Source organism: Agromyces ramosus, assembly GCF_004216665.1.
Classification (GTDB): Bacteria; Actinomycetota; Actinomycetes; order Actinomycetales; family Microbacteriaceae; genus Agromyces; species Agromyces ramosus.
In genome coordinates this window covers 732,124-758,764 of sequence record NZ_SGWY01000002.1, presented here as the reverse complement: position 1 = coordinate 758,764, position 26,641 = coordinate 732,124, and the positions used below count along the sequence as shown (strand labels likewise).

The 26,641-nt window shown below is 73.1% G+C and carries 22 protein-coding genes and 1 tRNA gene; 12 read left to right on the top strand and 11 right to left on the bottom strand.

Annotated elements, in window-relative coordinates:
- Window positions 1-15: 15 nt before the first annotated feature.
- Together EV187_RS10145 and EV187_RS10140 are read right to left on the bottom strand one after the other, a co-directional pair.
- Window positions 16-1,044, bottom strand: a complete 1,029-nt coding sequence (locus EV187_RS10145) for a tRNA (adenine-N1)-methyltransferase (RefSeq protein WP_130352915.1) — start codon at window positions 1,042-1,044, stop codon at window positions 16-18.
- On the bottom strand, window positions 1,041-1,715 hold the full coding sequence (locus tag EV187_RS10140; RefSeq protein ID WP_242609533.1) for an HAD family hydrolase: 675 nt from the start codon (window positions 1,713-1,715) through the stop codon (window positions 1,041-1,043). The genes EV187_RS10145 and EV187_RS10140 overlap by 4 nt, the downstream gene beginning before the upstream one ends.
- 75 nt (window positions 1,716-1,790) lie before the next feature.
- On the opposite strand from EV187_RS10140, the gene EV187_RS10135 reads away from it, so the two are divergent.
- On the top strand, window positions 1,791-2,729 hold the full coding sequence (locus EV187_RS10135) for a PAC2 family protein (protein WP_242609532.1): 939 nt from the start codon (window positions 1,791-1,793) through the stop codon (window positions 2,727-2,729).
- A gap of 31 nt (window positions 2,730-2,760) precedes the next feature.
- Here the strand turns inward: EV187_RS10135 and EV187_RS10130 are convergent, their stop codons facing one another.
- Entirely contained in the window at window positions 2,761-3,579 is an 819-nt protein-coding gene (locus tag EV187_RS10130; protein ID WP_130352914.1) for an undecaprenyl-diphosphate phosphatase, read from the bottom strand.
- A 55-nt stretch (window positions 3,580-3,634) separates the two neighbouring features.
- Window positions 3,635-4,960 carry a M20/M25/M40 family metallo-hydrolase gene (locus EV187_RS10125; RefSeq protein WP_130352913.1) on the bottom strand — a complete coding sequence of 442 codons (1,326 nt, stop codon included), beginning with the start codon at window positions 4,958-4,960 and terminating at the stop codon, window positions 3,635-3,637.
- A 123-nt stretch (window positions 4,961-5,083) separates the two neighbouring features.
- On the opposite strand from EV187_RS10125, the gene EV187_RS10120 reads away from it, so the two are divergent.
- The 7 genes from EV187_RS10120 to EV187_RS10090 all read left to right on the top strand — a co-directional run bounded on the left by EV187_RS10120 (window position 5,084) and on the right by EV187_RS10090 (window position 14,589).
- Window positions 5,084-5,167 (top strand) — tRNA-Leu (locus EV187_RS10120).
- A 180-nt stretch (window positions 5,168-5,347) separates the two neighbouring features.
- Window positions 5,348-6,070 (top strand): hypothetical protein, encoded by a 723-nt coding sequence (locus EV187_RS10115; RefSeq protein ID WP_130352912.1) that lies wholly within the window; start codon window positions 5,348-5,350, stop codon window positions 6,068-6,070.
- Window positions 6,067-7,608: a DNA polymerase Y family protein gene (locus EV187_RS10110; protein ID WP_130352911.1), complete on the top strand. Its 1,542-nt coding sequence runs from the start codon at window positions 6,067-6,069 to the stop codon at window positions 7,606-7,608. Before EV187_RS10115 ends, EV187_RS10110 begins: the two co-directional genes overlap by 4 nt.
- A gap of 29 nt (window positions 7,609-7,637) precedes the next feature.
- Window positions 7,638-11,099 (top strand): error-prone DNA polymerase, encoded by a 3,462-nt coding sequence (locus EV187_RS10105; RefSeq protein WP_130352910.1) that lies wholly within the window; start codon window positions 7,638-7,640, stop codon window positions 11,097-11,099.
- 96 nt (window positions 11,100-11,195) lie between these two features.
- The gene (locus EV187_RS10100) at window positions 11,196-12,389 is read left to right on the top strand and encodes an MFS transporter (protein WP_130352909.1); all 1,194 of its coding nucleotides are present in this window, start codon (window positions 11,196-11,198) and stop codon (window positions 12,387-12,389) included.
- Window positions 12,390-12,457: 68 nt separating this feature from the next.
- Complete coding sequence (locus EV187_RS10095) at window positions 12,458-13,330, top strand: DUF3097 domain-containing protein (protein ID WP_130352908.1); 873 nt, start codon at window positions 12,458-12,460, stop codon at window positions 13,328-13,330.
- 164 nt (window positions 13,331-13,494) lie between these two features.
- Window positions 13,495-14,589 (top strand): VIT1/CCC1 transporter family protein, encoded by a 1,095-nt coding sequence (locus EV187_RS10090; protein ID WP_130352907.1) that lies wholly within the window; start codon window positions 13,495-13,497, stop codon window positions 14,587-14,589.
- A gap of 7 nt (window positions 14,590-14,596) precedes the next feature.
- On the opposite strand, the gene EV187_RS10085 is transcribed toward EV187_RS10090, so the two are convergent.
- On the bottom strand, window positions 14,597-15,073 hold the full coding sequence (locus tag EV187_RS10085; RefSeq protein ID WP_130352906.1) for an Lrp/AsnC family transcriptional regulator: 477 nt from the start codon (window positions 15,071-15,073) through the stop codon (window positions 14,597-14,599).
- 110 nt (window positions 15,074-15,183) lie between these two features.
- Between EV187_RS10085 and EV187_RS10080 the strand changes: the two genes are divergently transcribed.
- On the top strand, window positions 15,184-16,407 hold the full coding sequence (locus EV187_RS10080; RefSeq protein WP_130352905.1) for a trans-sulfuration enzyme family protein: 1,224 nt from the start codon (window positions 15,184-15,186) through the stop codon (window positions 16,405-16,407).
- Window positions 16,408-16,461: 54 nt separating this feature from the next.
- Here EV187_RS10080 and EV187_RS10075 read toward each other — a convergent pair whose 3' ends face one another.
- Both EV187_RS10075 and EV187_RS10070 read right to left on the bottom strand, forming a co-directional pair.
- Window positions 16,462-17,886, bottom strand: a complete 1,425-nt coding sequence (locus tag EV187_RS10075; protein ID WP_130352904.1) for an MFS transporter — start codon at window positions 17,884-17,886, stop codon at window positions 16,462-16,464.
- 76 nt (window positions 17,887-17,962) lie between these two features.
- Window positions 17,963-19,765, bottom strand: a complete 1,803-nt coding sequence (locus EV187_RS10070) for a DEAD/DEAH box helicase (RefSeq protein ID WP_242609531.1) — start codon at window positions 19,763-19,765, stop codon at window positions 17,963-17,965.
- A 64-nt stretch (window positions 19,766-19,829) separates the two neighbouring features.
- On the opposite strand from EV187_RS10070, the gene EV187_RS10065 reads away from it, so the two are divergent.
- Entirely contained in the window at window positions 19,830-20,615 is a 786-nt protein-coding gene (locus EV187_RS10065) for an SGNH/GDSL hydrolase family protein (protein ID WP_130352902.1), read from the top strand.
- On the opposite strand, the gene EV187_RS10060 is transcribed toward EV187_RS10065, so the two are convergent.
- On the bottom strand, window positions 20,597-21,880 hold the full coding sequence (locus EV187_RS10060; protein ID WP_130352901.1) for a D-alanyl-D-alanine carboxypeptidase family protein: 1,284 nt from the start codon (window positions 21,878-21,880) through the stop codon (window positions 20,597-20,599). The genes EV187_RS10065 and EV187_RS10060 overlap by 19 nt on opposite strands.
- The gene (locus EV187_RS10055; RefSeq protein WP_130352900.1) at window positions 21,877-22,713 is read right to left on the bottom strand and encodes a TrmH family RNA methyltransferase; all 837 of its coding nucleotides are present in this window, start codon (window positions 22,711-22,713) and stop codon (window positions 21,877-21,879) included. The genes EV187_RS10060 and EV187_RS10055 overlap by 4 nt, the downstream gene beginning before the upstream one ends.
- 151 nt (window positions 22,714-22,864) lie before the next feature.
- Here EV187_RS10055 and EV187_RS10050 point away from each other — a divergent pair, with 151 nt between their 5' ends.
- The gene (locus tag EV187_RS10050) at window positions 22,865-23,647 is read left to right on the top strand and encodes an NAD-dependent protein deacetylase (protein WP_242609574.1); all 783 of its coding nucleotides are present in this window, start codon (window positions 22,865-22,867) and stop codon (window positions 23,645-23,647) included.
- A gap of 5 nt (window positions 23,648-23,652) precedes the next feature.
- Here EV187_RS10050 and EV187_RS10045 read toward each other — a convergent pair whose 3' ends face one another.
- Together EV187_RS10045 and EV187_RS10040 are read right to left on the bottom strand one after the other, a co-directional pair.
- Window positions 23,653-24,753: a glycosyltransferase family 4 protein gene (locus EV187_RS10045; protein ID WP_130352898.1), complete on the bottom strand. Its 1,101-nt coding sequence runs from the start codon at window positions 24,751-24,753 to the stop codon at window positions 23,653-23,655.
- Entirely contained in the window at window positions 24,750-25,643 is an 894-nt protein-coding gene (locus EV187_RS10040) for an alpha/beta fold hydrolase (protein ID WP_130352897.1), read from the bottom strand. Before EV187_RS10040 ends, EV187_RS10045 begins: the two co-directional genes overlap by 4 nt.
- A gap of 113 nt (window positions 25,644-25,756) precedes the next feature.
- On the opposite strand from EV187_RS10040, the gene EV187_RS10035 reads away from it, so the two are divergent.
- Window positions 25,757-26,563 (top strand): exonuclease domain-containing protein, encoded by an 807-nt coding sequence (locus EV187_RS10035; RefSeq protein WP_130352896.1) that lies wholly within the window; start codon window positions 25,757-25,759, stop codon window positions 26,561-26,563.
- Window positions 26,564-26,641 lie beyond the last annotated feature (78 nt).

Sequence of the window (26,641 nt, the reverse complement as noted above, 5' to 3'; positions counted from 1 at the left end):
AGGGGCACGGAAAGCCTACAAGGCTTCGCCCGGCGCTTCGTCGTCGGGCGAGGCGCCCGGCTCCGAGGCGCGCGAGCGCTCCGCCGCGGCATCCGCCGCCCGAACGCGCTTGCGCAGCGCCTTCGCGCTGACCGCCCGCTCGCCGAGGGCGCCGGGCGTCCACGCCTCCACGTCCTCGTCGCTGAACTCCGTCTTGGACGGGCGGCGCTTGAGCTCGGGCAGCACGGTGCCGGGCGCGAGCCGACGGGCGGTGAGCAGGAAGCCGGTGTGGGCGATCATGCGGTGGTCGGGGCGCACCGCGAGGCCCTGCACGTGCCATCCGCGCACCATGGTCTCCGACGACTGCGGCTCCGTGTACATGTCGGTGTCCCGGATCGCCTCCGCCACCCGCGACAGCTGCGTGACGGTGGCGATGTAGCAGAGCAGCACGCCGCCCGGCTTGAGCGCGGTCGAGACGACGTCGATGCACTCCCAGGGCGCGAGCATGTCGAGCACCACGCGATCAACGGATGCCGCGGGCGCCTGTCCGGGCAGCGCCTCCGCGAGGTCGCCGAGCGTGATCGACCAGTTCCCGGGGTCGTAGCCGTGGAAGGTCGCGACGTTGCCGCGCGCCACCTCCGCGAACTCCTCGCGCCGCTCGAACGACATGAGGCGGCCGGCCGGACCGATCGCGCGCAGCAGCCAGAGCGAGAGGGCGCCCGACCCGACCCCGGCCTCGACGACCGTGGCGCCCGGGAACACGTCGGCCTGGGCGAGGATCTGCGCGGCGTCCTTGGGGTAGACGATCGCGGCGCCGCGGGGCATCGACATGACGAAGTCGCTGAGCAACGGGCGCAGGGCGAGGTACTCGACGCCGACCTGGTTCGCGACCACCGACCCGTCGGGACGGCCGATGAGGTCGTCGTGCGCGATCGGCCCCTTGTGCGAGTGGAACAGCTTTCCCGGTTCGAGGGTGATGGTGTGCATCCGCCCCTTGGGCCCGGTGAGCTGCACGCGGTCACCCGACCGGAACGGCCCGCTGCGTTCGCCGCGGCTCTCGCTCATGCGCTCGCCTCCCGCGCCTCGAGCAGCGCCGCGACATCCGCCACCGACTTGTCGGCGAGGGTCGGCCAGAGCACGTGGGCGGGCGCCTCGTCGAGCGAGATGAAGTTCGGCACGCCGATCGTGACGGCGCCGGCCGACCACGCCGAGGTGAGCCCGGCGGGCGAGTCCTCGATCGCGACGCAGTCGCGCACGTCGACGCCGAGGGCGTCGGCCGCCGCGAGGTACGGCTCGGGGTGCGGCTTGGCGTTGCCGACCGAGTCGCCGGTCACGATCACGTCGAACGCGTCGAACGGGATCGCACGCACGACGTCGTCGGCCATGGAGCGGACCGACATGGTGACGAGCGCGGTGGGCACGGATGCCAGGCGCAGCGCCTCGAGCAGCTCGCGCGCGCCCGGCCGCCACGGCACGCCGTGCTCGGCGAGCTGCTCCTGCACGCGCGCGGTGAGGCGCGCCACGATCGTGTCGGCGTCGAGGTCGACCCCCGCCGCCTGGAAGACCCGGGCCGACTCCCACAGCCCGCTCCCGACGAGCCCGAGGGCGTCCTCGTGCGTCCAGCGGCCCCCGAAGGACTCGACGAGCTCCTCCTCGGCCGCCATCCAGTAGCGTTCGGTGTCGACGAGGGTGCCGTCCATGTCCCAGAGGACGGCGGCGGGAAGGCGAGTGGTCACAACCCGCAAGTCTACGGGCACGGCCTATTGTGGGAGGGACCCCGGGCGTCCGGGGCGGGAAGCGGGGCACCTGGAGTGAATCAGCCGGCCGGGTTCGAGGGCGGAAGGCTGCTCGTCGTCGCCTTCGAGGGATGGAACGACGCGGGCGAAGCGGCGACCGGGGCGGCGAAGCTCCTGGCCGAGCGGCTCGGCCTGGTCGAGATCGCCGGGGTCGACCCCGAGCTCTACTTCGACTACCAGTTCACCCGGCCCACGGTCGTCGTCGGCGACGACGGCTCGCGGCGCCTCGAATGGCCCGGCGCCGCGATCCTCGGCCCGGGCGGCACCCCCACCTCGGACGACGAGGAACGGGTCACCGGACCCGGGGCCGCGACCCTGCACGTGCTCATCGGCGCCGAGCCGGCGCGCAGCTGGAAGGGCTTCGCCGCCGAACTGGTGGATGCCGCGCTCACGGCCGACATCGAGGGCATCGTGCTGCTCGGCGCCATGCTCGCCGACGCCCCGCACACGCGTCCGCTGTCGGTGTTCGCGTCGAGCGAGAACCGCGAGGTGCGCGAGGCGCTCGGCGTCGACCGGTCGAGCTACGAGGGGCCGGTCGGGATCCTCAGCGTCATCGCCGACCAGGCCGAGCGCGTCGGCATCCCCACCGTGTCGCTCTGGGCGTCCGTGCCGCACTACGTGCACAACGCGCCGTCCCCGAAGGCCGTGCTGGCCCTGCTCGGCAAGCTCGAGGAGCTCACCGGCCTCAGCATCCCGCGCGGCAACCTCGAGACCGAGGCCAAGGCGTGGGAGGCGGGCGTCGACGCACTCGCGGCCGACGACGAGGACATGGCGGGCTACATCACGCAGCTCGAGCAGGCGCGCGACGCGGTCGACGCGCCCGAGGCGAGCGGCGAGGCCATCGCCCAGGAGTTCGAGCGCTACCTGCGCCGCCGCGGCGAGGGGCCCGAGGGCCGCGCCGACGGGCGCGAGGGTCCGCGCGACGAGCCGTGGCGACCGCGCGACGGCTCCTGACGGTCCGATCGAGCGGATGCCGCGGCATCCGTCACGCGTCGATGACGCCCGTCGCGAGCAGCGCGAAGATCGTGCCGCCGAGCAGGATGCGGTAGATCACGAACGGCAGGAAGCTGTGCCGTGAGATGTAGTTCATGAAGAACGCGATCACGAGGATGGCCACCACGAAGGCGACCAGCGTCGCCGCGGCGGTCTCGATCGGACCGTACACGGCGGGCTCCCCCAGGCTCTTCGCGAGCTGGAAGAAACCGCTCCCGAACACCGCTGGGATCGCGAGTAGGAAGGCGTAGCGAGCCGCCGCGGCGCGCTCGTAGCCCAGGAAGAGCCCGGCCGAGATCGTGCCGCCCGAGCGGGAGACCCCGGGGATGAGCGCGAGGGCCTGGGCGAACCCGAACGCGATGCCGTGCGGGATCGTGAGGTGGTCGAGCGTGCGGTTCTTGGCGCCCGCCCAATCGGCGAGGCCGAGGATGATGCCGAAGACCACGAGCATCGTCGCGACGATCCAGAGCGAGCGGAACGTCGTCTCGATCTCGTCCTGGAAGAGGATGCCGAGCACCACGATGGGGATCGAGCCGACGATGATCAGCCATCCCATGCGTGCGTCGGGATCGTTGCGCGGTATCCGTCCGAAGAGCGCCTTGAACCAGTGCGAGACGATGCGCACGATGTCGCGCCAGAAGAACACGACGACGGCCGTCTCGGTGCCGAGCTGGGTGATCGCGGTGAACGCGGCGCCCGGATCCTGCGCGCCCGGGAGGAACTCGCCCAGGATCCGCAGGTGCGCGCTCGACGAGATGGGGAGGAACTCGGTGAGTCCCTGCACGAATCCGAGGATGAGCGCTTCGAGCACGTTGGTGTCCGCCTTCCGCCTCCGCGGAAGCCGGAGGAACGAGACCGGTCGTTGGTCAGTAGTCGAGCAGGAGGTCCGTCAGGACCCTCCTCCCGAAGGATAGTGCGTCGAGCGGCACGCGCTCGTCGACCCCGTGGAACATCGCCGGGAAGTCGAGGTCGGCCGGCAGCCGGAGCGGCGAGAACCCGTAGCCCGCGATGCCGAGCCGCGAGAGGGACTTGTTGTCGGTGCCGCCCGAGAGCAGGTAGGGGAACACGCGTGCCCCGGGGTCGTGCGTCGCGAGCGACCGGGTGACGGCGTCGACGAGGGGTCCGGACGTGGAGGACTCGAGGCCGACGTCGCGGTGCACGAACTCGATCTCGATGTCGTCGCCGATGATCTCGCGCACCTCGGCGAGCACCGCGTCCTCCTCGCCGGGCAGCGTGCGGATGTCGACGAGGGCCTCCGCGCGATCGGGGATGACGTTGTGCTTGTAGCCGGCGTCGAGCTTCGTCGGGTTCGTGGTGGTGCGGAGGGTGGCGGTGATGAACCCCGAGGCCGAGCCGGTCGCGACGGCGAGCTCATCCGGCGCGACCCGCGCGGGATCCACTCCGAGGGTGTCGGCGATGGCGGCGAGGAGCTCGCGGGTGGTGTCGGTGAGGTGGAGCGGCCACTCCGTGCGGCCGAGGCGGGCGATGGCCTCGGCCAGCTTCGTGACGGCGTTGTCGCGGATCAGCCGCGACCCGTGGGCGGCGACGCCGTGGGCGACGAGCCGCACCCAGATGAGCGACTTCTCCCCCGTCTGGAGCAGGTAGGCGCGCTCGCCGCCGACCGTGATCGAGTAGCCGCCGACCTCGCTGATCGCCTCGGTGGCGCCGTCGAAGAGCTCGGGATGCCGGTCGACGAGCCAGCTGGCGCCGACCCCGCCGCCCGCCTCCTCGTCGGCGAAGAACGCGACGACGAGCTCGCGCTCGGGCAGTGAGCCCGACCCGATGATGTCGCCCAGCGCCGTGAGGATCATCGCGTCCATGTCCTTCATGTCCACGGCGCCGCGCCCCCACAGCATGCCGTCGCGGACCTCGCCGGCGAACGGGTCGACGCTCCAGTTGCGCGGATCGGCCGGCACCACGTCGAGGTGGCCGTGCAGCACGAGCGCGGGCTTGTCGGGGTTGCGCCCCGGGACGCGCGCCACGACGCTCGCCCGGCGCGGCTCCGGCTCGAAGAGCTGCGGTGCCAGGCCCAGCGCGGCGAGCCGCGCCTCCACGTACTCGGCCGCCTCGCGCTCCCCCTTCGCGCGCCCCTCCCCGTAGTTGGTCGTGTCGAATCGGATGAGATCCCTGGCGATCACCGCGGTCTCGTCGAGCTCGGTGGTCGGCTGCTGGACTGCGGATGACTCGGCCATGCGATTCACCGTAGCCGCCGCGCTCGGGGCGGGCCAGCGGCGCCCTGGCGGCGTTCGAGGCGCCTCGGAATCCGTGCTAATGTCTTCTCTCGGGCCTCCGAGCGATCGAGGGCCTGGAACAACGCGCGGGTGGCGGAAATGGCAGACGCGCTAGCTTGAGGTGCTAGTGCCCTAACGGGCGTGGGGGTTCAAGTCCCCCCTCGCGCACGCGTTGTCGAGAAGGCCGGATCATGGTGATCCGGCCTTCTCGCGTTTCCGGGTGCGGCGTCGATCCGCGGCCTCCACGAAGCCTCGAGGTCGTGCCTCGGTACCCCCGGAACGCGGGGTGGACGGTCGGCATCCTCGACTTGCCGGATTCGAACGTATGTTCGAAACTGGGGTATGACCATGACCGCTCCCCTCGCCTCAGCGCCCCGCCCGGCGCGCGTCGACGAGCTGCAGGCCCGCATCCGCGGGATGCAGGCCACGCGGCTCGACTCCAAGGCCGTGCCGACGCATCCGGCCCTCGAGTCGGTGCTGCCGGGCGGCACGCTCCGCGAGGGCACGGTCGTGCAGGTCGAGGGTTCGACGACGCTGCTCATGGCGCTGCTCGCCGGGCCGAGCGCGAGCGGCCGGTGGGTCGCGGTGGCCGGCATGCCCGAGTTCGGCGTCGAGGCGGCGGCCCGGTTCGGCATCGCCCTCGAGCGGCTCGTGCTCGTGCCCGATCCCGGGCGGCAGTGGCTCACCGTCGTCGCCGCGCTCGCCGACGTCATCCCCGTGGTCGCGGTGCGGCCGGCCGGCCGTATCGCCCCCGCCGAGTCGAGTCGCCTGCAGGCCCGGCTCCGCCAACGCGGCACCACGCTGCTCGTCGCGGGCGAGTGGCCCGGCAGCGACGCCCGGCTCGGGGTCGAGGCGAGCGAGTGGCAGGGCCTCGAGCGCGGACACGGCCGGCTCGCCGAACGCGAGGTCGTGGTGAGCACGGCCGGCCGCGGCGAGTTCGTGCGCCGCGCCAGGTCGCGGTTGCGGCTTCCGGGGCGCTCGCTGGAGTTCGCCCCGGTCGACGAGGTCGCCGCCCCCGACGTGACCGAGCCGGTCCGCCTCGACGACCTCGAGCGGAGGGCCACCGGATGAGCGCCGACCCCGGCCGCACCATCGTGCTGTGGTGCCCCGACTGGCCGATCCTCGCGGCGTGCCGCGAGCAGTCGCTCGACCCGGCCGCCCCCATCGCCCTCACCGAGGGCGGCCTCGTGTTCGCCTGCTCGCCGGCCGCGCGCCGCGACGGCGTCGCTCGCGGACTGAAGCTGCGCGAGGCGCAGTACCGCTCCCCCGGGCTCACGGTGCTCGACTACGACGCGGCGCTCGACATGCGGGTCTTCGAACCCGTCGTGCGACGCGTCGAGGCCACCGTGCCCGGGGTCCAGCTGATCCGCCCCGGCACGCTCGCGATGCGCGCCCGGGGTCCCGCGCGCTACTACGGGGGCGAGGAGGCCGCGGCGGCGGCCCTCCTCGCGACCGTGGCGGAGCTCGGGGTGCCGGGCGCCCGGGTCGGCATCGCCGACGGGCCGTTCGCGGCCGAGCAGGCCGCACGCGCCGCGCGCGAGTCCGTCGAGATCGTGCCCCCCGAGGCATCCGCCGCCTTCATCGCCCCGCTGCCGGTGGCGCTCGTGGTCGACCCGCGCACGGCGATCCTGCTCAACCGGCTCGGGGTGCGCACGCTCGGCGAGTTCGCCGCGCTGCCCGCCGACGACGTGCGGCGTCGCTTCGGAGCGTCCGGCGCCTTCGCGCACGACCGTGCGGCGGGGCGGGAGCAGGCACGGGTCGTGGCACGCACGCCCCCGCCCGAGTTCGAGGTGGAGCAGCACTTCGAGCCACCGCTCGACCGCGTCGACCAGCTCGCGTTCGCGTTCCGGGTGGGCGCCGAGGAGTTCATCGAGCGCATGCGGGCGGTGCGCCTCGTGTGCACGGGCCTGCGCATCGAGCTCGACGACGAGGGCGGCGGGCACTCGAGCCGCAGCTGGCTGCATCCGCGATGGTTCACGCCGGGCGACGTCGTCGACCGGGTGCGGTGGCAGCTGCAGGGCGCGGGCACCGTCGACAGCGGGCTGGCGTCGCCGATCGTGCGGCTGCGGGTCGTGCCCGAGCGCATCGACTCCACGGGCAACCACGAGGAGGGGCTGTGGGGCGGCGGGCCCGACGAGCGCGTGCACCACGGGCTGACCCGCGTGCAGAGCATGCTGGGGCACGAGGCCGTGGTCACCGCGACGATCGGCGGCGGCCGCATGCTCGCCGACCGCCAGGTGCTGGTGCCGTGGGGCGACCGCCCGCCCGAGCGCACGGGCGACGCGCCGTGGCCCGGGAGCCTGCCCGCGCTCGCACCCGCGAGCGTCTTCCGTGAGCGGCTGCCGATCGCCCTCCTCGACGGGCGGGGCGAGATCGTCGCGATCGACGCGCGCGGAGCGATCTCAGCAGCACCCGAGCGATTCGCGGTCGGCGGCGGCGAGGCGGCGCCGGTGCGGGCCTGGGCCGGCCCATGGCCGGTGGTGGAGCGCTGGTGGGACGCCGAGCACGCCAAGCGCGTGCACCGGTTCCAGGTCGTCGACGACGACGGCTGCGCGTGGCTCCTCGTACGCGACCGCGAAGGCTGGTGGGCCGAGGCGAGGTACGACTGATGACCGTGGATCGTCAGGCGGGGTGAGCGATGGGCTGGAACAATCCGTCGATCCCGTGGTCGGAGCTCGAGCGCAAGCTCTCCGACCAGCGACGTCCGGGCGGGCCGTCGCTCATCGCCGACGGCGGCGACAGCCCCGCGTGGAGCCGCAAGCGGCATCCGTACCGCCCCTCGGAGGGGCTCGAGGCGCCGGCCGGGCCGATCGTGCCCTACGCCGAGCTCCACGCGCATTCCACGTTCAGCTTCCTCGACGGCGCCTCCACGCCCGAGCAGCTGGTGGAGGAGGCGCACCGGCTCGGGCTCTCCGGCCTGGCCGTCACCGATCACGACGGCTTCTACGGGATCGTGCGTTTCGCCGAGGCGGCCGAGAGCTTCCCCGAGCTCGCGACCGTGTTCGGCGCCGAGCTCTCGCTCGGGCTCAGCGAGCCGCAGATGGGCGTGGCCGACCCCGAGGGCGAGCACCTGCTCGTGCTCGCACGGCAGGAGCCGGGCTACCACCGCCTCGCGAGCGCGATCACCGCCGGCCAGCTCGCCGGCGGCGAGAAGGGCCGGCCCACGTACGCGCTCGAGGAGCTCGCCGAGCGCTCGGGCGGCGAGTGGGTGGTGCCCACCGGATGCCGCAAGGGCGCGGTGCGCCGGGCGCTCGCGCACGGCGGGCCGGATGCCGCGTGGCGCGAGCTCGACCGGCTGGTCGCGCTCTTCGGGCGCGACAACGTCGTCGTGGAGCTGTTCGACCACGGGCATCCGCTCGACCAGGAGGCGAACGACGCGCTGGCCGGGCTCGCCGAACGCGCCCGGCTGCCGCTCCTCGCGACGAACGCGGTGCACTACGCCACTCCCGGCGAGCACCGGCTCGCCTCCGCGCTCGCGGCGGTGCGGGCGCGGCGCAGCCTCGACGAGCTCGACGGGTGGCTGCCCGCCTCCGACGGCCTGCACCTGCGCAGCGGAGCCGAGATGATGCGTCGCTTCGAGCGCTACCCTGGCGCGGTCGCCCGTTCGGTGACGCTCGCCGAGGAGCTCGGCTTCCGGCTGCGGAGCGCGCGCCCGCACCTGCCGCGCCAGGAGGTGCCCGCGGGCCACACGCCGATGAGCTGGCTGCGCGAGCTCGTCTGGGCCGGCGCCGAGAAACGCTACCCCGGCCTGCCCGACCACGTGCGCGAGCGGCTCGCCCGCGAGCTCGACGTCATCGAGCGGAAGGACTTCCCCGGCTACTTCCTCATCGTCTACGACCTCGTGCGCGAGGCACGCAGCCGCGGCATCCTGTGCCAGGGGCGCGGCTCCGCCGCGAACTCGGCGGTCTGCTACGTGCTCGACATCACGGCGGTCGACTCGATCTTCTTCGACCTGCCGTTCGAGCGGTTCCTCTCCGCCCTGCGCGACGAGGAGCCCGACATCGACGTCGACTTCGACTCCGATCGGCGCGAGGAGATCATCCAGTACGTCTACGGCAAGTACGGCCGGCACAACGCCGCACAGGTCGCGAACGTCATCAGCTACCGGCCGAAGGCCGCGGTGCGCGACATGGCGAAGGCGCTCGGGTACTCCACTGGCCAGCAGGACGCGTGGTCGCGCCAGGTCGAGCGCTGGGGCGCGGTGGTCTCCACCGACGACCACGACATCCCGGGCCCGGTCGTCGAGCTCGCCGAGCAGCTGCTCACGTTCCCACGGCACCTCGGCATCCACTCGGGCGGCATGGTGCTCACCGACCGGCCGGTCGGCGAGGTGTGCCCCATCGAGCACGCCCGCAAGGAGGACCGCACGGTGCTGCAGTGGGACAAGGACGACTGCGCGTGGATGGGCCTCGTGAAGTTCGACCTGCTGGGCCTCGGCATGCTCGCCGCCCTGCAGTACACGTTCGACCTCGTGCGCGAGCACACCGGTGAGGAGTGGGAGCTCGCGACGATCCCGAAGGAGGAGGCGGCCGTCTACGACATGCTCTGCAGGGCCGATTCGATCGGGGTGTTCCAGGTCGAGAGCCGTGCGCAGATGGGCACGCTCCCCCGGTTGCAGCCGCGCTGCTTCTACGACCTCGTGGTCGAGATCGCGCTGATCCGGCCCGGACCGGTGCAGGGCGGCGCCGTGCACCCCTACATCCGCCGGCGCACGGGCGAGGAACCCGTCAGCTACCTGCATCCGAAGCTCGAGCCGGTGCTCGCCCGCACGCTCGGGGTGCCGCTCTTCCAGGAGCAGCTCATGCAGATGGCCGTCGCCGTCGGCGACTGCAGCGCGGCCGACGCCGACCTGCTGCGCCGCGCGATGGGGTCGAAGCGCGGGGTCGAGAAGATCGAGAAGCTCCGCTCGAAGCTCTATGCGGGAATGGCCGCGAACGGCATCGAGCCCGAGGTGGCCGACTCGATCTACGCCAAGATCGAGGCGTTCGCGAACTTCGGCTTCGCCGAGAGCCACGCCCTGAGCTTCGGCCTGCTCGTGTACGCGAGCTCCTGGCTGAAGCTGCACTACCCGGCCGCGTTCCTCGCCGCGCTCCTGCGCGCCCAGCCCATGGGCTTCTACTCGCCGCAGACGCTCACCGCCGATGCCAGGCGGCACGGCGTCGAGATGCTCCGGCCCGACATCCTCCGGTCGGGCGTGGACGCGGGGCTCGAGGCGATCGGCGACGCCGCGTGCGCAGCCGGGGCGGCGACCGGCTCGGCGACCGACGACCACGCGGGTGGACTCCGCCGCGTGCCGACCGGCATGGGCGGATGCACCGACCCCGCGCAGCCGCCGATCGGCAGGTTCGACCGGAGCGCACCCGACCGCTCCGCGGAGCACCGGCGCGACGGAGCGTTCGCGGTGCGGCTCGGGCTCGCCGACGTCTCCTCGATCGGCACGACCGTGGCCGAGCGCATCATCGCCGAACGCGAGGAGCGCGGACCGTACCGCGATATGGCCGATGTCTCGCGCCGGGCCGGCCTGAACGCCGAGCAGCTCGAGGCGCTCGCCGCGGCGGGTGCGTTCGACGGCTTCGGCCTGCAGCGGCGCGAGGCGCTCTGGCTCGCGGGCGAGGCTGCGGAGGACCGCGAGGAGTTCCTCGCGGGCTCGATCGTCGTCGTGCAGCCGCCGCTCCTGCCGATGCTGAGCGCGGCGGAGCAGGTCGTGTACGACCTGTGGGCCACGGGCATCTCGCCCGACGACCATCCGATCCGGCACATCCGCCAGCAGCTCGACGAGCGCGGTGCGATCCGCATCGACCTGCTTCGCCATGCAGAGAGCGGCCGGCGCATCGAGGTGGGCGGAGTGGTCACCCACCGTCAGCGGCCGGCGACGGCGAGCGGCATCACCTTCATGAACCTGGAGGACGAGTCGGGCACGCTCAACGTGATCGCGGGCGTCGGCGTGTGGAACCGATACCGCCGCATCGCCCGCGAGGCGCCGGCCATGATCGTGCGCGGCATCCTGGAGCGCTCGCCCGAGGGGGTGACCAACCTCGTGGCCGACCGATTCGAGCGCCTCATCCTGTCGGCCCCAACCCGCTCGCGCGATTTCCGCTGAACCCGCCGGCGACTGCCCACGGGAATATCCTGAGGTCGTGGATGCCCGCGATCCACGATCGCCGAGCCGATCCGCGCCGGGCCAAGGGGTCACGCGATGACCCGCCCGCCGGCGACGGAGCGGTTGTTCACGCCGTCGTTCATCGCGCTCGGCGTCGCGGAGCTCTGCTACTTCACCGCCGGCGGCGTCGCCATCTTCGGCCTGCCCCTCTACGTGACCGGCCCGGTCGGCGGCGACGAGGCCGCGGCCGGGCTGGCGTTCGGCGCCTTCGCGCTCTCGGCGCTCGTGCTGCGGCCGGTCGCCGGACGACTCGCCGACCGGTACGGCCGCCGCCCCCTCCTCCTCGCCGGAGCACTGCTCGCCGCCGCGAGCCTCGCGCTCATCGGCGTCGCCGACGACTTCGCCGTGATCGTCGCACTCCGGCTCCTCGCCGGCGTCGCCGAGGCCGCGTTCTTCGTCGCCGGGTTCGCCGCCCTCGCCGACCTCGCGCCGCCCGCGCGCCTCGGCGAGGCGCTCTCGTACAACTCGCTCGGCCTCTACCTCGGCGTCGCGCTCGGTCCGCCCCTCGGCGAGGTCCTCGTGCGGACGTCCGGATTCGGCCTCGCGTGGGCGGGCGCCGCCGCCCTGGCCGTCGCGGCGGCGGGCCTGGCCCTGCTCGTCGGCGAGACGCGGGCGGGCGGGCCGTCCGACGACGGCGAACGTCACCTCATCCACCGCCCCGCCCTGCCCATCACGCTCGGCTTCCTCGCCTCGCTCGTTGCGATGGGCGGGTTCCTGGCCTTCGCCTCGCTGTACGCCGTGCGAGTCGGCGTCGCGAACGCGAGCCTCGTGCTGCTCGTGTACGGCGGCGTGGTCGTCGTCTGCCGCCTCGCCTTCGCACGCGTCCCCGATCGCCTGCCGCCACTCGCCCTCGGCGCCGCGGCGCTCGGCACGATCGCCCTCGGGCTCGTGCTCGCCGCGTCGTGGCCGTCGCCGGCCGGCCTGCTGCTGGGCGCCGTGGTCACCGCGGTCGGCGTGTCGTTCAGCACGCCCGCGTTCTTCTCCGCGATCTTCGCGACCGCCTCGCCGTCGCAGCGCGGCGTCGCATCCGGAACCGCCAGTGCCGCGATCGACCTCGGCCTGGGGATCGGACCGATCCTGCTCGGCCTGGTCGCCGATCCGTTCGGCATCCGGTGGGCGCTCGCCGTCGGGGCCGCCGTCGCGCTGGCGGGCGCGGTGTGGACGTTGCTGCTGCGACGACGCTCCACGGTCGCGGCATCGCCCGCGACGCCCGCGACCCCGGCGGAGTGACCCACCCGAATCGCGCCCCGCCCCGTGTCGGCGCCGCCCGCCCACGGGACGTCCGCTAGCCTCGACCGGTGCCGACTGCGCCCCACGACTCGAACGGACCGGACCGCTACGGCGCCGACGTGCTCGCCGGCGACTGGCGGGGCCGTGGCCGCCGCACGATCCCCACTGTCGAGGCCGAGCGCGACCTCGTGGTCGAGCTCGCCGCCAACGGGTTCTGCGGCGCGGTCGTGGCGGTCGACCGGCGCACGGTCACGCTCGAGGATCGCCGGGGCGCGACGCGGATGTTCCCGCTCGGACACGGGTTCCTCGTCGACGGGGAGGCGGTGCAGCTCGTCGCACCGGCGCCGAAGGCGCCGTCCGGACGTCTGCGCACGGCCTCCGGCTCGTTCGCCGTGGAGCGGGCTGACGCGCGGGTCGCGCTGCCCAGCCGCATCTTCGTCGAGGGCCGGCACGATGCGGAGCTCGTCGAGAAGGTCTGGGGCGCCGACCTCCGCGTCGAGGGGGTCGTCGTGGAGTACCTCGAGGGGGTCGACGTGCTCGCGGAGCAGCTCGATGCCTTCCGGCCGGGCCCCGGACGACGCGCCGGCATCCTCGTCGACCATCTCGTTCCGGGCTCGAAGGAGCAGCGCATCGCCGACGCGGTGCGGCGCGGCCCGCACGGGCGGCACGTGCTCGTCGTGGGGCATCCGTTCGTCGACGTCTGGCAGGCGGTGAAGCCCGCCCGGCTCGGCCGCGAGGCGTGGCCGGTGATCCCGCGGGGCACCGAGTGGAAGCACGGCGTCTGCGAGGCGTTCGGATGGCCGCACGCCGACCAGGCCGACATCGCACGCGCGTGGCAGCACGTCCTCGGCCGGGTGCGCGGCTACGGCGACCTCGAGCCCGCGCTGCTCGGCCGGGTGGAGGAGCTCATCGACTTCGTCACCGCTCCACGGGAGCCCTGAGCCGCGGCTGTGCTTCGGCGCTCCGAAATGCTGCCAATCCCGGCGAATCGGGCGGATGGCGCGCCGCGCGCGGATATCGTGGCTGAGGCCGCGCAGGCGGCAGCGACGTGACGGAGCGGGAGCCTCGGCGAGCGTCCGCGGCTCCCCCAGGGGATGTGGAGCAGATGATCGACGAGCAGCGGCCGGGAACCCAGGCCGACCGGGCGAGGTGGCGCAGGTACCTCGCCGACGAGCGGGCGGAGGCCGCGGTCTACCGCGAGCTCGCCGCGCGCCGCGACGGCGAGGAGCGCGAGATCCTGCTCGCGCTCGCCGCCGCCGAGGGACGCCACGAAGCCCACTGGCTCGCCCTGCTCGACGGCGACGACGACCGGACCCCCCGCGCCGACGTGCGTACGCGAATCCTCGGGGCCCTCGCTCGCCGGTTCGGCTCGATCTTCGTGCTCGCACTCGCGCAGCGCGCCGAGGCCCGGTCGCCGTACGCATCCGACCCCGACGCGACCCCCGCGATGGCCGCCGACGAGCGCATCCACGGCGAGGTCGTGCGCGGCCTCGCAGCCCGCGGACGACGGCGCCTCGCCGGCACCTTCCGCGCTGCGGTCTTCGGTGCGAACGACGGCCTCGTCTCCAACCTCGCCCTCGTGCTCGGCATCGGCGCGACCGGCGTCCCGGCGTCAGTGGTGCTGTTCACCGGCATCGCCGGGCTGCTCGCCGGAGCCCTCTCGATGGGAGCGGGCGAATACGTGTCGGTGCGGTCGCAGCGCGAGCTGCTGGAGGCATCCGCGCCCGACCCCACGACCCGCGAGGCGCTCGTCGACCTCGACATCGACGCGAACGAGCTCGCGCTCGTCTACCGCGCCCGCGGCATGGACGAGGCCGCGGCCCGCGAGCACGCCGCGCTGGTCGTGGCGCGCGTGCACGCCGCCGGCCAGCTGCAGGCCCCCACCGACGCCCTCGCGGTCGTGGCGCAGGACGACGAGGCGGTCGGCACCGGCCTCTCGGCGGCGATCTCGAGCTTCCTGTTCTTCGCATCGGGCGCGCTCGTCCCCGTGCTGCCCTGGATCTTCGGCCTCGACGGTGCGGCGGCCATCATCACTGCGACCGTGCTCGTCGGCATCGCGCTGCTCGCCACGGGCGCCACGGTGGGGCTGCTCTCGGGCGCGTCGCCGATGAAGCGGGCGATGCGCCAGCTCGGCATCGGCCTCGGCGCGGCAGCCGTCACCTACCTGCTCGGCCTCGCCTTCGGCACGACGATCGGCTGATGACGCCTCAGCCGACGAGCTTGTTCCAGCCGTCGCCGTCGACGTGCTCGAAGATCAGGTTCGTCTCGGTGTGGGCCACGGCGGGATGCCCCGTGAGGTGCGCGAGCACGAACTCCCGCAGCTCCTCCGCGTCGCGCGCGGCCACGTGGAGCAGGTAGTCCTCCGCCCCGGCCATGTGGAACACCCCGAGCACGCCGGGCAGGTGCGGCACCTGCGCCCGGAACGCGTCGATCTCGCTGCGATCGTGCTTCACGAGCCGGATCGCGATCAGCGCCTGCAGCGACACGCCGAGCGAGGCGAGGTCGACCTCAACCCGGTAGCCGCGCACGGTGCCGAGGCTCTGCAGGCGACGAAGGCGGAGCGATACCGTTGATTCGGCGACGCCGACCTCGGCGGCGAGTGCGGCGCCCGAGGCCCGCGCATTGGTCGACAGCGCCTGGAGCAGTGCTCGGTCGACGCGGTCGAGTTCGGGTTTCTGCGCCATTGTGTGGACTCCCCCGGGATCGGATTGCAGAAGCTGCGAGATTTCGAGTGTATCGCACTGATCGTGCAGGTCGAGTTGCTGTTTGTCACAGCTTCTGCTTCATTCAAGGCATGCAGACATCGTCGTCGCAGTTCGAGACCCGCGCCGTCCACGGCGGCATGACCGGGGTCCGAGCGAGCGGATCCCACGTTCCCGTCATCGACTTCTCCACCACGAACCCGCTCGGCTCCGTCGAGACCGGCGGGCTCTCCTACGAGGAGCTCGCCACCGGGCACGACCTGGGCGACGGGCGCTCCGCGGTCTACCAGCGCTTGTGGCAGCCCGGCGTCGCCCGGTTCGAGGAGTCCCTCGCCGGCCTCGAGGGCACCGAGGGCGCGGTCGCGTTCGCGAGCGGCATGGCGGCGCTCGCGGCGACGCTGATCGCCATCGCGTCGGCCGGCACGCCGCACGTGGTGGCGGTGCGTCCGCTGTACGGCGGCACCGATCACGTGCTCGAGGGCGGCCTGCTCGGCACGAGGGTGACGTGGACGGATGCCGCGGGCATCGCCGCGGCCATCGAGCCCGACACCGGCCTGGTGATCGTCGAGACCCCGGCCAATCCGACCCTCGAGCTCCTCGACCTGCGGAAGGTGGCGGATGCCGCCGGCGACGTGCCGGTGCTCGTCGACAACACGTTCGCCACCCCAGTGCTGCAGCGGCCCGCCGAGTTCGGCGCCACCCTCGTGCTGCACAGTGCCACGAAGTACCTCGGCGGACACGGCGACGTGATGGGCGGCGTCGTGGCCGCCGACCGGGACTGGGTGGAACGGCTGCGCCGCGTCCGCGCGCTGACGGGTGGCCTGCTGCACCCGATGGGCGCCTACCTCCTGCATCGGGGCCTGCGCACCCTGCCCGTTCGCGTGCGCGCCCAGCAGGCGACCGCCGCAGTGCTCGCCGAGCGCCTGCTCGCCCACCCGGCCGTGGCGCGCGTGCACTACCCGGGCCTGCCCGGCCAGGATCCCGCGGGCCTCATCGGCCGCCAGCTCGCAGGCCCCGGCTCGATCATCGCGCTCGAACTCGCCGGCGGCTACGACGCCGCTGCCCGGTTCACGGAGTCGTGCGAGCTCGTGACGCACGCCGTGTCGCTCGGCGGTGTCGACTCGCTCGTGCAGCATCCGGCGTCGCTCACCCACCGACCGGTCTCCGGCGAGGCGAAGCCCGGCGCCGCCGTCGTGCGCCTGTCGATCGGCCTCGAGCACGTCGACGACCTGACGGCCGACCTGATGGCCGCCCTCGACGCGGCCGCCGAGCTCGTCGGCCTCGTGGCGCCGACCGAGGCGGAGGCGACCGCCTGACCCGGGCGCGCCGCCGGCGCGGGAGCGACTGCGCCGTGCGCTGACCCGACTCCCTCAGTCGACCCCGTGCGGCGGCACGTGCGCGGTGCCGGTCGACGGCGCGTCGGGTTGCGGCGTCGCTCCGGTGGCATCCGGCGACGGCACCGGGTTGCGGATGCCGAGCCAGGAGATGACGCCGCCGACGACGAGGAAGACGGCGGTGGCGATGGCCGCGCGGTGGTATCCGCCCACATCGAGCTGTGTGCCGACGATCACGCCGAGGCTCGCGATCGCCACGAGGCCGGCGATGCGTGCGACCGCGTTGTTGACCGCCGAGCCGATGCCCGCCCGCGCGGGATCCACCGCACCGAGGATCGCCGCCGTGAGTGGTGCGACCGTCATCGCCATGCCGAGGCCGACGACGAGGATCCCGGGCAGGAACTGCAGCCAGTAGTTCAGGTCAACCTGCACCGAGAGGGTGAGCAGGTAGCCGACCGCGACGATGATCGGCCCGAGCGTCATGAAGATCCGCGGCCCGAAGCGCGTGGAGAGCCCGCCGAACCACGAGCCGAGGAGCACGAGCATGATCGTCGGCGGGAGCGTCGCGAGCCCCGCCATCGTCGCGGAGAGGCCGCCGGTCTCCTGCAGGAAGATCGTGATCACGAACGGCCCGAGCGAGAACGCGGCGTAGACGAAGACGGTCGCGAGGTTGCCCGCGGCGAAGTTCCGCTCGCGGAACAGGGTGAGCGGCAGCATCGGCTGCGGCGCGCGCCGCTCCCACAGCACGAAGGAGACGAGGGCGACCAGCCCCACGACCAGCGGCACGAACACGATGGGCGAGCCCCAGCCGAAGCGGCCCTGCTCGATGAGCGCGAACACCGTGCCGCCGAGTCCGACGACGCAGAGCGCCGCGCCGATCCAGTCGATCCGCTCATGGTCGGGGTTCGGCTCGTCGCGACCGAGGGCGCGCATGAGCACGAGCACCGCGACGATGGGCACGAGGTTGATCCAGAACGCGAGCCGCCACGAGACGAGGTCGACGAGCACGCCGCCGAACAGCGGCCCGATCAGGAACGCGCTCGTCGTCCACGCCGTCCAGCGTCCGATCGCGCGACCCTGCTCCGCGTGCGGGAAGGTGGCGACGATGAGGGCGAGCGAACTCGGCACGAGGAGCGCGCCCGCCGCGCCCTGCAGGGCGCGGCCGATCACGAACACGACCCCGGTGGGCGCGAGCGCGCACAGCACCGACGTGGCGGCGAACCCGTACAGGCCGATGCGGATGATCCGGAGCCGGCCGTACGAGTCGGACAAGGATCCCGCGAGCAGGATGAGCGAGCCGAGCGTGAGCAGGTAGGCGTCCACGGCCCACTGCTGCAACGCGAGCCCGCCGCCCAGCTCCGCGGCGAGCGACGGCAGCGCCACGTTGATGACCGCGCCGTCGAGGAACGCGATGAACGAGACGACGATCGCGACGACGAGCACCCGGGTGCGTCGGTCCATCCGCCCATGCTCGCACACGCCTGCGACGACGGACCCGGATGCGGCGTCCGCTCGCCCGGGGGCGGATGCTCGGCGCTCAGCGGCTGCCGAGTCGCCGGCGAAGCAGGTCGATGCGCGCCTGCAGCTGGGTCACGGTGGCCTGCGCGACCGCCGGACCGCCGCACACCCGGCGGAGCTCAGCGTGCACCTGGGAGTGCGCCTCGCCGGTGTGGCGCGCCCAGAGCCCGACCAGGCTGTTGAGCAGCGACCGCTGCTCCTTGAGCGTGCGGTAGAGCGCCACCGGTTCGGCACGGCCGGACTCCTCGGACTCGGCTGCGTGCCGGCGGCGCTCTCCCGCCCGACGGGCCTGTCGCGCCTGCCGGTGCCGCAGGAGCTCCGACACCTGTTCGGGCTCGAGCAGACCCGGGATGCCGATGAAGTCGTACTCCTCGTCGCTGCCGGGCTCGGCGAGCGTGCCGAACTCGGTGCCGTCGTAGAGCACGCGATCGAACGAGGCATCCGACCCGATCGCCTCCCAGGTACCGAGGCCGGCCTCCTCCGAGGCGCGCTCCTCGCGGTTCGCGGACTCGAGCAGGCTGTCGTCGAGGCCGTCGTCGCCGTCGCCGCTGCGCCGGTCGAGGGCGTGGTCGCGCTCGAGCTCGAGCTGGGCCGCGAGGTTCATGAGCGTCGGCACGTTCGGCAGGAACACCGAGGCGGTCTCGCCACGGCGTCGTGCGCGCACGAACCGGCCGATCGCCTGCGCGAAGAACAGCGGCGTCGAAGCGCTCGTCGCGTAGACGCCCACTGCGAGCCGGGGCACGTCCACCCCCTCGGACACCATCCGCACCGCGACCATCCAGCGGCGCGTATCGCACGAGAACTCCTCGATCCGCGCGCTCGCCTCCTTCTCGTCGGAGAGCACCACCGTGACGGGCTCGCCGCAGATGCCCTCCAGGATCTGCGCGTAGGCCCTTGCGACCGTCTGGTCGGTCGCGATGACGAGCCCGCCGGCGTCGGGGATGCCGTGCCGCACCTCGGTCAGCCGTCGATCGGCGGCCTGCAGCACCGCGGGGATCCACTCGCCGGTGGGCTCGAGCGCGGTGCGCCACGCCGACGACGTGATGTCCTTGGTGTTGTCCTCGCCGAGCCGTGCCTCCATCTCGTCGCCGGCCTTCGTGCGCCAGCGCATGTGACCGGCGTAGATCATGAACAGCACCGGGCGCACGACGCCGTCGGCGAGTGCCCGGCCGTAGCCGTAGTCGTAATCCGTCTGCGACAGCCGCACGCCCCGCGCGTCGGGTTCGTAGTGGACGAACGGGATCGGCGCCGTGTCGGAGCGGAACGGGGTCCCGGTGAGCGAGAGGCGCTTCGTCGCCGGTTCGAACGCCTCGCGGATCGCGTCGCCCCACGAGAGCGCGTCACCGCCGTGGTGCACCTCGTCGAGGATCACCAGGGTACGGCCGGAGATCGTGAGCTCGCGGTGCAGCGCGGGCCGCATGGCGACCTGGGCGTAGGTCACGGCGACGCCGTGGAAGTGCCGGGCGCTCTGCCCGTGGGCGTTGCGGAACCCGGGGTCGAGCCGGATGCCGGCGCGCGCCGCGGCATCCGCCCACTGGCGCTTCAGGTGATCGGTCGGCGCCACGACGGTGATGCGGTCGATGATCCGCCGGGAGCGCAGCTCCGCCGCGAGGCGGAGGGCGAAGGTGGTCTTGCCGGCGCCGGGCGTCGCGGCCGCGAGGAAGTCGCGCGGCATCTCGGCGAGGTACTGCTCGAGGGCCTCGGCCTGCCAGGCGCGCAGCTTGCTCGCGGTGCCCCACGCGGCGCGCTCGGGAAAGGACGGGGAGAGGTGCTCGGCAGCCGAGGTGCCCGGCTGGTGGCCGGAGGGGGTCGCGGTGCTCACTGGATTCGAGGGTAGCGGAGCGGTCCGACATCCTCGAACCCGCAGCCTTGGCACAATGGAGGGCATGGTCACGCAGCAGCATCCCTGGTCCCGCTACGTCGCCGTCGGCGATTCGTTCACGGAGGGCATCGGCGACCCCGAGTCGACCGTGCCGGGCGGCCACCGCGGCTGGGCGGATCGCGTCGCGGAGGCGCTCTCGCAGGGCAGCGAGGACTTCGCCTACGCGAACCTCGCCGTGCGCGGCAAGCTGATCCAGCAGATCATCGACGAGCAGCTCGAGCCCGCGCTCTCGCTGCGACCGGATCTCATCACGATCTCGGCGGGCGGCAACGACGTGATCCGGCCTCGCACCGATCCCGACGAGATCTCGGCCCGATTCGAGTACGCGATCGAGCGGCTCTCACGCGACCACGCGACCATCGTGCTCTTCACGGGGGTGGACGTGGGCTTCTCGCCGGTCTTCCGCGGCATCCGCGGCAAGGTGGCGATCTACAACGAGAACCTCCGCACGATCGCGAAGAAGTACGACTGCATCGTCGCCGACCAGTGGGCGCTCACCGAGATCCAGGACCAGCGGATGTGGTCGCCCGACCGGCTGCACCTCAACTCGCTCGGCCACCACGAGGTCGCCCGCATGGTGCTCGCCGCGCTGAACGTCGAGAACGACTTCGAGCCGATGAAGCCCGAACCGCTGCCCACGAGCACCTGGCGGCAGGCGCGCGTGGAGGACCTCTCGTGGGCGCGCGAGTACCTCGTGCCATGGGTGCTGCGCCGCGTCCGTCACCAGTCGTCGGGCGACCTCATCTCGGCGAAGCGCCCAGATGCCGGTCCCTACTCGCTGCCCGACTGAGCCACCTCCGGGGCGTCGAGGGCGCCGGGGTTCGTGAGGCGCCACCAGGCGCCCGGTTCCTCGAGCGACGCATCCAGCACGAGCGGCACCGTGATCTCCTGCGAGCCGGCGCGCACGACGGCGGTGCCGACCTCGTCGCCCCGGCTCGCGAGCGTCAGGGGGTCGGCGTGCACCTCGACGTCGACCGGGGTGTCGCTCCACACGACGACGGATGCCCCGCCGGTCGTGCGCGCGCGCGCCGTCTCGCCCCACGGGGTCTCGTACTGCGCGAGCACCTGGTTCGCCTCGAGCGGCGTCACCTCGTGGAAGCCGGGCGCGATGGAGTCGAGCAGCGCGGCGATGGCCTCGTTCAGCACCGCGTGGGTGGCGCCGCCGAGCACGACCCCGACGACCGTCACGCTCGATGCCCCCACCGCGTAGTCCGCCGAGAACAGGAGGTTCGCGGCGTCGTCGGTGGTGCCGGTCTTGATGCCGTCGACCCCGTGCGCGCCGAGCAGCTTGTTGCCGTTCTTCACCGTGCCGAGTTCGGGGATGTCCGCCGACGGCATGGCCACGATCTCCGCGACCGTCGGATCGGCGATGGCGAGCTTCCCGAGCTCCACGATCTCGGCGGCGGTGCTCACGTCGTCGAGCGAGAGTCCGCTCGTGTCGACGAGGCGGGTGTTCACGAGGCCGTGCTCGTCGAGCCAGGCGCGGGCTCGCTCGAGGAAGCCGTCGACCGACCCGAACGCCCAGTTCGCGATCGAGATCGAGTAGTTGCCGCCCGACGGCAGGAGCATCGCCTCGAGGCTCTCGCGCAGCGAGAGCGTGGAGCCCGCGACCACCGGGGCCACCGACGAGTTCTGTGCCACCTGGTCCCAGTAGATGTCGACGTCGGCGTCGGTGTAGGTGATGTCGGGACCACCCTCGCCCGCCGGGATCGGGTTCGCGTCGAGCACCACGAGGGCCGTGATGACCTTCGTGATGCTCGCCATCGGCATCGGACGCTGCTCGTCGCCGGCGGCGAGGAGGCCCTCGAACCCGACCCCGCCCACCGCGAAGGTGCCGAAGCCGGGCAGGCTCAGCGACTGGGGAGCCGCAGCGACGGGTGCCGGGTCGGTGATGGCCGGCTGGGCCGCGGGGACGGGCGCGCCGAGCGCATTCGCGGAGTAGACGCCACCGGTCGTGAACAGCGCGAGCACGATGGCGAGGGCGCTGAACACCACGATGCGACGCCGGCGGTACACGCGTGCGCTCGGCCTCGCCGTGCTCGAGCCGGCGCTCATCGCCCGGCTCCGGCCGGCTCGGCCGGCACGGGATCGACCGCGAGGGCGTAGAGCACGACGGCGGCCGCCGCGGCGACGTTGAGCGAGTCGACGCCGTGCGCCATCGGGATCGTGACGACGTGGTCGGCGGCCTCGATCGCGTTCGTGCTGAGTCCGTCGCCTTCGGCGCCGAAGACGAGCGCGAGTCGCTCCGGCGGATCGGCCGCGAGGTCGCGGAGGGACACCGCGCCGTCGGCGAGGGCGAGGGCGGCGATCGAGACGTCGTGGGCGTGCAGCATCCGTGCGGCCTCGGGCCATTCGGGCAGCCGGGTCCACGGCACCTGGAACACCGTGCCCATGCTCACCCGCACGCTGCGACGGTAGAGCGGATCGGCGCACCTCGGGCTCACCAGCACCGCGTCGGCCCCGAGCGCCGCGACCGAGCGGAAGATCGCGCCGACGTTGGTGTGGTCGACGATGTCCTCGAGCACGACCACCCGGCGCGTGTTCGCGAGCAGCGCAGCGGGATCGGGCAGCGCGGGGCGCTCGAAGGCGGCGAGGGCGCCCCGGTGCACGCGGTACCCGGTGATGGCCTCGAGCTGCTCGGGGTCGGCGAGGTGCACGGGGATGTCGAACGCGTCGAGCGAGAGCTCGAGGCCCGCCAGCCACTTCTCCTCCATGAGCACCGAACGCGGACGGTGGCCGGCGCCGATCGCGCGGCGGATGACCTTGGCGGACTCCGCGATGTAGAGACCGTTGGCCGGCTCGTGCGCGCTGCGCAGCGTCACGTCCGTGAGCCGGGCGTAGTCGGCCACGGCGTCGGATGCCGCGTCGCGGACTCGTTCGATGTGCATGGATCTCCTCCCCTCAAGCCTGCCAGTGCGCGAAACATTCCGGAAAACGGACACGTCTAGAATCGGACCACCGTCGAAGGGAGACACGGTGGTGCCTGGCCTCGAAGCTCCGATCCTGACCGACGCGCTGCTCGATGCGGCGATCGGGCTCATGCGCGGCGCACGCGTCGCCGTGCTCACCGGGGCGGGCGTCTCGACGGACTCCGGAATCCCCGACTACCGCGGTGAGGGCGCTCCCGTGCGCACGCCGATGACCCTGCAGGCGTTCCTCGCCTCCGAGACGGCGCGCAAGCGGTACTGGGCGGGCAGCCACCTCGGATGGCGCAGCTTCGGCAGCGCGCAGCCCAACTCGGGTCACCTGGCCCTCGCCGAGCTCGAGGCCGGCGGTGTGGTCACGGGCGTCGTCACGCAGAACGTCGACGGCCTCCACCGCCGGGCGGGCAGCCGGCACGTCGTCGAGCTGCACGGCGGCATGGACCGCGTGCTCTGCCTCACCTGCGGGCAGCACTACGCGCGGCAGGCGATCGCCGAGCGCCTCGCCGAGCTGAATCCCGCCATCGACCTCGACACGGCCATCCGCGCGCGACCCGACGGCGATGTCGACGTCGACGACGTCGAGGCGATGGTGATCCCGGCCTGCACCGTCTGCGGCGGCATCCTGAAGCCCGACGTCGTCTTCTTCGGCGAGTTCGTCCCGGTCGACACGTACCAGGCGGCGGCCTCGCTCGTGCAGGGCGCCGACACGCTGCTCGTGGCCGGCTCGTCGCTGGTCGTGAACTCGGGCGTGCGGCTCCTCGAGCTCGCCCGCCGACGCCGCACGCCCATCATCGTCGTGAACCGCGGCATCACGAAGGGCGACAGTCGTGCCGCCGTCAAGATCGAGGCGGGTGCGAGCGAGACGCTCACGGCGATGGCGGCCGCGCTCGCGTCCTGAGCCGCTCACCGACGGCGGCCGGCGCCACGCCGACGGGTGCCCGGCGCCACGGTGCGGCGCATGAGGTCCAGCAACTGCTCGGCCGACGACGCCCAGTTGTAGCGTGCCGCCACGGCGACGGATGCCGCGGAGCGCCGCTCCCACTCCCCCTCGCGCTCGAGCGACCACAACGCCGCGACGAGCGCCTCGGGGTTGCCGGAGTCGAAGTACAGCGCGGCGTCGCCGCCGATCTCGCGGAAGATCGGGATGTCGCTGACCACGACGGGAGTGCCCAGCCGCATCGCCTCCACGAGCGGGATGCCGAATCCCTCCGCCTGCGAGGCGTGCACGAGCGCGGTCGCACCCGAGAGGAGTTCGGCGTACTCGGCGTCGGTGACGCCGTCGTGGAAGACGAGGCGAGCCTGCGGGGCCAGCCGCGTGAGCCGCGCGCGCTCGTCACGGCTGATGCGGCTCAGCAGGTGCAGCTCGTGGTCGGGCAGGGCGGCGACCGCACGCACGAGCGTGTCGACGTTCTTGTAGGGCATGTAGGAGCCCATGTACACCAGGCGGTGCCCCTCGGGCCTGGCCCGGGGCAGCGTCGGCGTCCCGAGGTCGTCGGCGGCGTTCGGGATCACCGTGACCGGCCGGTCGGTGAGGTGGTGCTCGTGGATGAGCCCGGCGGTCGTCTCGGACACGGTGACGACGCCGTCGCCGCGGTTGAGGAGCATCCGCTGGGGCCACCAGGCGAGGTGGTACAGCCGCCACAGCAGGCGCACGGGCGCCGGCAGGTCGCGCGGCGGTGTGCGGTGCTCGTAGTAGATGAGGTCGTGCAGGGTGAGCAGCAGCTTGTAGTCCCGGCCCCACGAGCCCATCGTCTGCATCGGCGTGAAGACGAGATCGGGTCGCAGCTTCTTCACCTGCAGCGCCACGAGCGGCTCGCGGATGCTGGTCGGCGAGCTCACGAGCTGCCACGGCAGCGGCGGGAGCAGCTCGAGCTGCCGGTGGTCGCTCACGAGCATGGTGAGCGGATGCCGCTTGGCGAGCTCGGCGACGATGCCCGCCGTGAAGCGGCTGATGCCGTCGTGGTGCCCGATGCGCACGTAGCGGCAGTCGACGACGATCCTCACGCGTCGGCTCCCGAGCGCAGGAAGCGGAGGATGCGCGCCGCGGCGTCGCCCGGCGTCTCGTAGTGGATGAGGTGCCCGACCTCGGGGATGACCTCGAGCGAGGCATCCGGGAACAGCGTCACCAGCCGTCGCTGGGCATCGAGGGGCGTGACGTCGTCGCGCTCGGCCGCGACGAGCAGCGTGGGCACCCGGATGTCGGCAGCGACCTCGCTCACGTCGTGGCTGACCGACGCCCGGAACGCCTCGAGCACGGCGTCGCGGTCGCCGAACGCGGAGAAGTAGCGGTCGTGCTGGTCGTGGATCCAGCGGCGAAGTGGCTTCGACCGGGTCTTGGCCATCGTGACGCTCATCACGCGCACGATCGCGCCGTTGCGCAGCAGCGCGAAGCCCGCGCGCTCGGGAAGCGCCGCCGCCGTGCGGTAGTAGAGCACCGCGAGGCGGGTCATGACGCCGCGGGGTCCCTCGAGCGCGGGTGCGCCGATCGGGTTCACGAGCACGAGCCGTTCGGGTGACAGCCCTCGAGCGACCGCGTTGGCGGCGACGATCGAGCCGAACGAGTGCCCGAGCAGCGCGTAGGGGCCGACGATCCCGACGGCGCCGATGAACGCGGCGAGCCAGTCGGCGTAGGCCTCGATGTCATGCGGGCGACCCTGGAACGTCGCCGACTCGCCGAAGCCCGGCAGGTCGGGCGAGATGATCCGGAAGCCGGGGAGCTGCGCGACGACGGGCTCGAGCCCGTGGTGGTCGCCGCGGAACCCGTGCACGAGCACGAGCACCGGCGCATCCGCGCGGCCGTACTCCCACCATGCGGTGTCGGTGCCGTCGACGTCGGTGCGGTGCGCGCTCACGGGGATGCGAGCGAGCTGCTCGTCGTACGGGGAGGCGATCATCCCGCACATTCTACGGCGCGTCGCCTGCGCGTCCGCCGGTCGCCCGCGCCGGATGCCGGAGACACGCGCGCGGCTCCCCCGGTCGTGACGGTGGCCGCCCATAGCCTTCCACCATGGATGCCACGAGCAGCGCCCGCTGGGCCGACGAACTCGCCGTGTTCGACCTCGAGACCACGGGCATCGACGTGGACACGTGCCGCATCGTGACCGCCCATGTCGGCGTCATCGGCGTCGACGGCGAGGTGCTCGAGCGTCGGGAATGGCTCGTGGACCCCGGCGTCGAGATCCCCACCGCGGCATCGCTCATCCACGGGGTCACGACCGAGCGAGCACGGCTCGAGGGGGTGCCGGCGGTCGGGGCCGTCGCCGAGATCATCGCCGCGCTGGCGGATGCCGCCGCGCGAGGCCTGCCGATCGTGGCGTACAACGCGGCCTACGACCTGACCCTCCTCGAGCGCGAGGCGGAGCGCTACGGACACGCTCCGCTGCCCGGTCCGGGTCCGGTCATCGACCCGCTCGTCATCGACAAGGCCGTCGACCGGTATCGACGTGGCAAGCGCACGCTCACCGCGGCGGCGGAGCACTACGGCGTCGCGCTGCCCAACGCGCACGACGCGGGCGCCGACGCCGTGGCGGCCGGTCGCGTCGCGCAGGCGATCGTCCGGGCGTTCCCCGAACTCGCCGCCGTCGCGGTCGGCGACCTCCACGCCCGGCAGGTCGAGTGGTGCCGGGAGCAGGCCGAGAGCTATCAGGCGTACCGGCGTGCCAACGGCGAACCCGGGTTCACGACGACGGGCGCCTGGCCCGTGCGGCGCGCCGTCGCCACGGCCACCGCCGCCGCCGCCGCCCCTGCAGCCACCTCGACCGCGGTGCTCGACCTCGCCCTCCCCGAGCCCGCCTCGGTCGACATGCTCTTCTGACGGCGACCGTTCGCACCGGCCACCGGCCGCGCGCCGCGCAGACGAGGCCCCCACCATGTGGCGGGGGCCTCGTGCGAG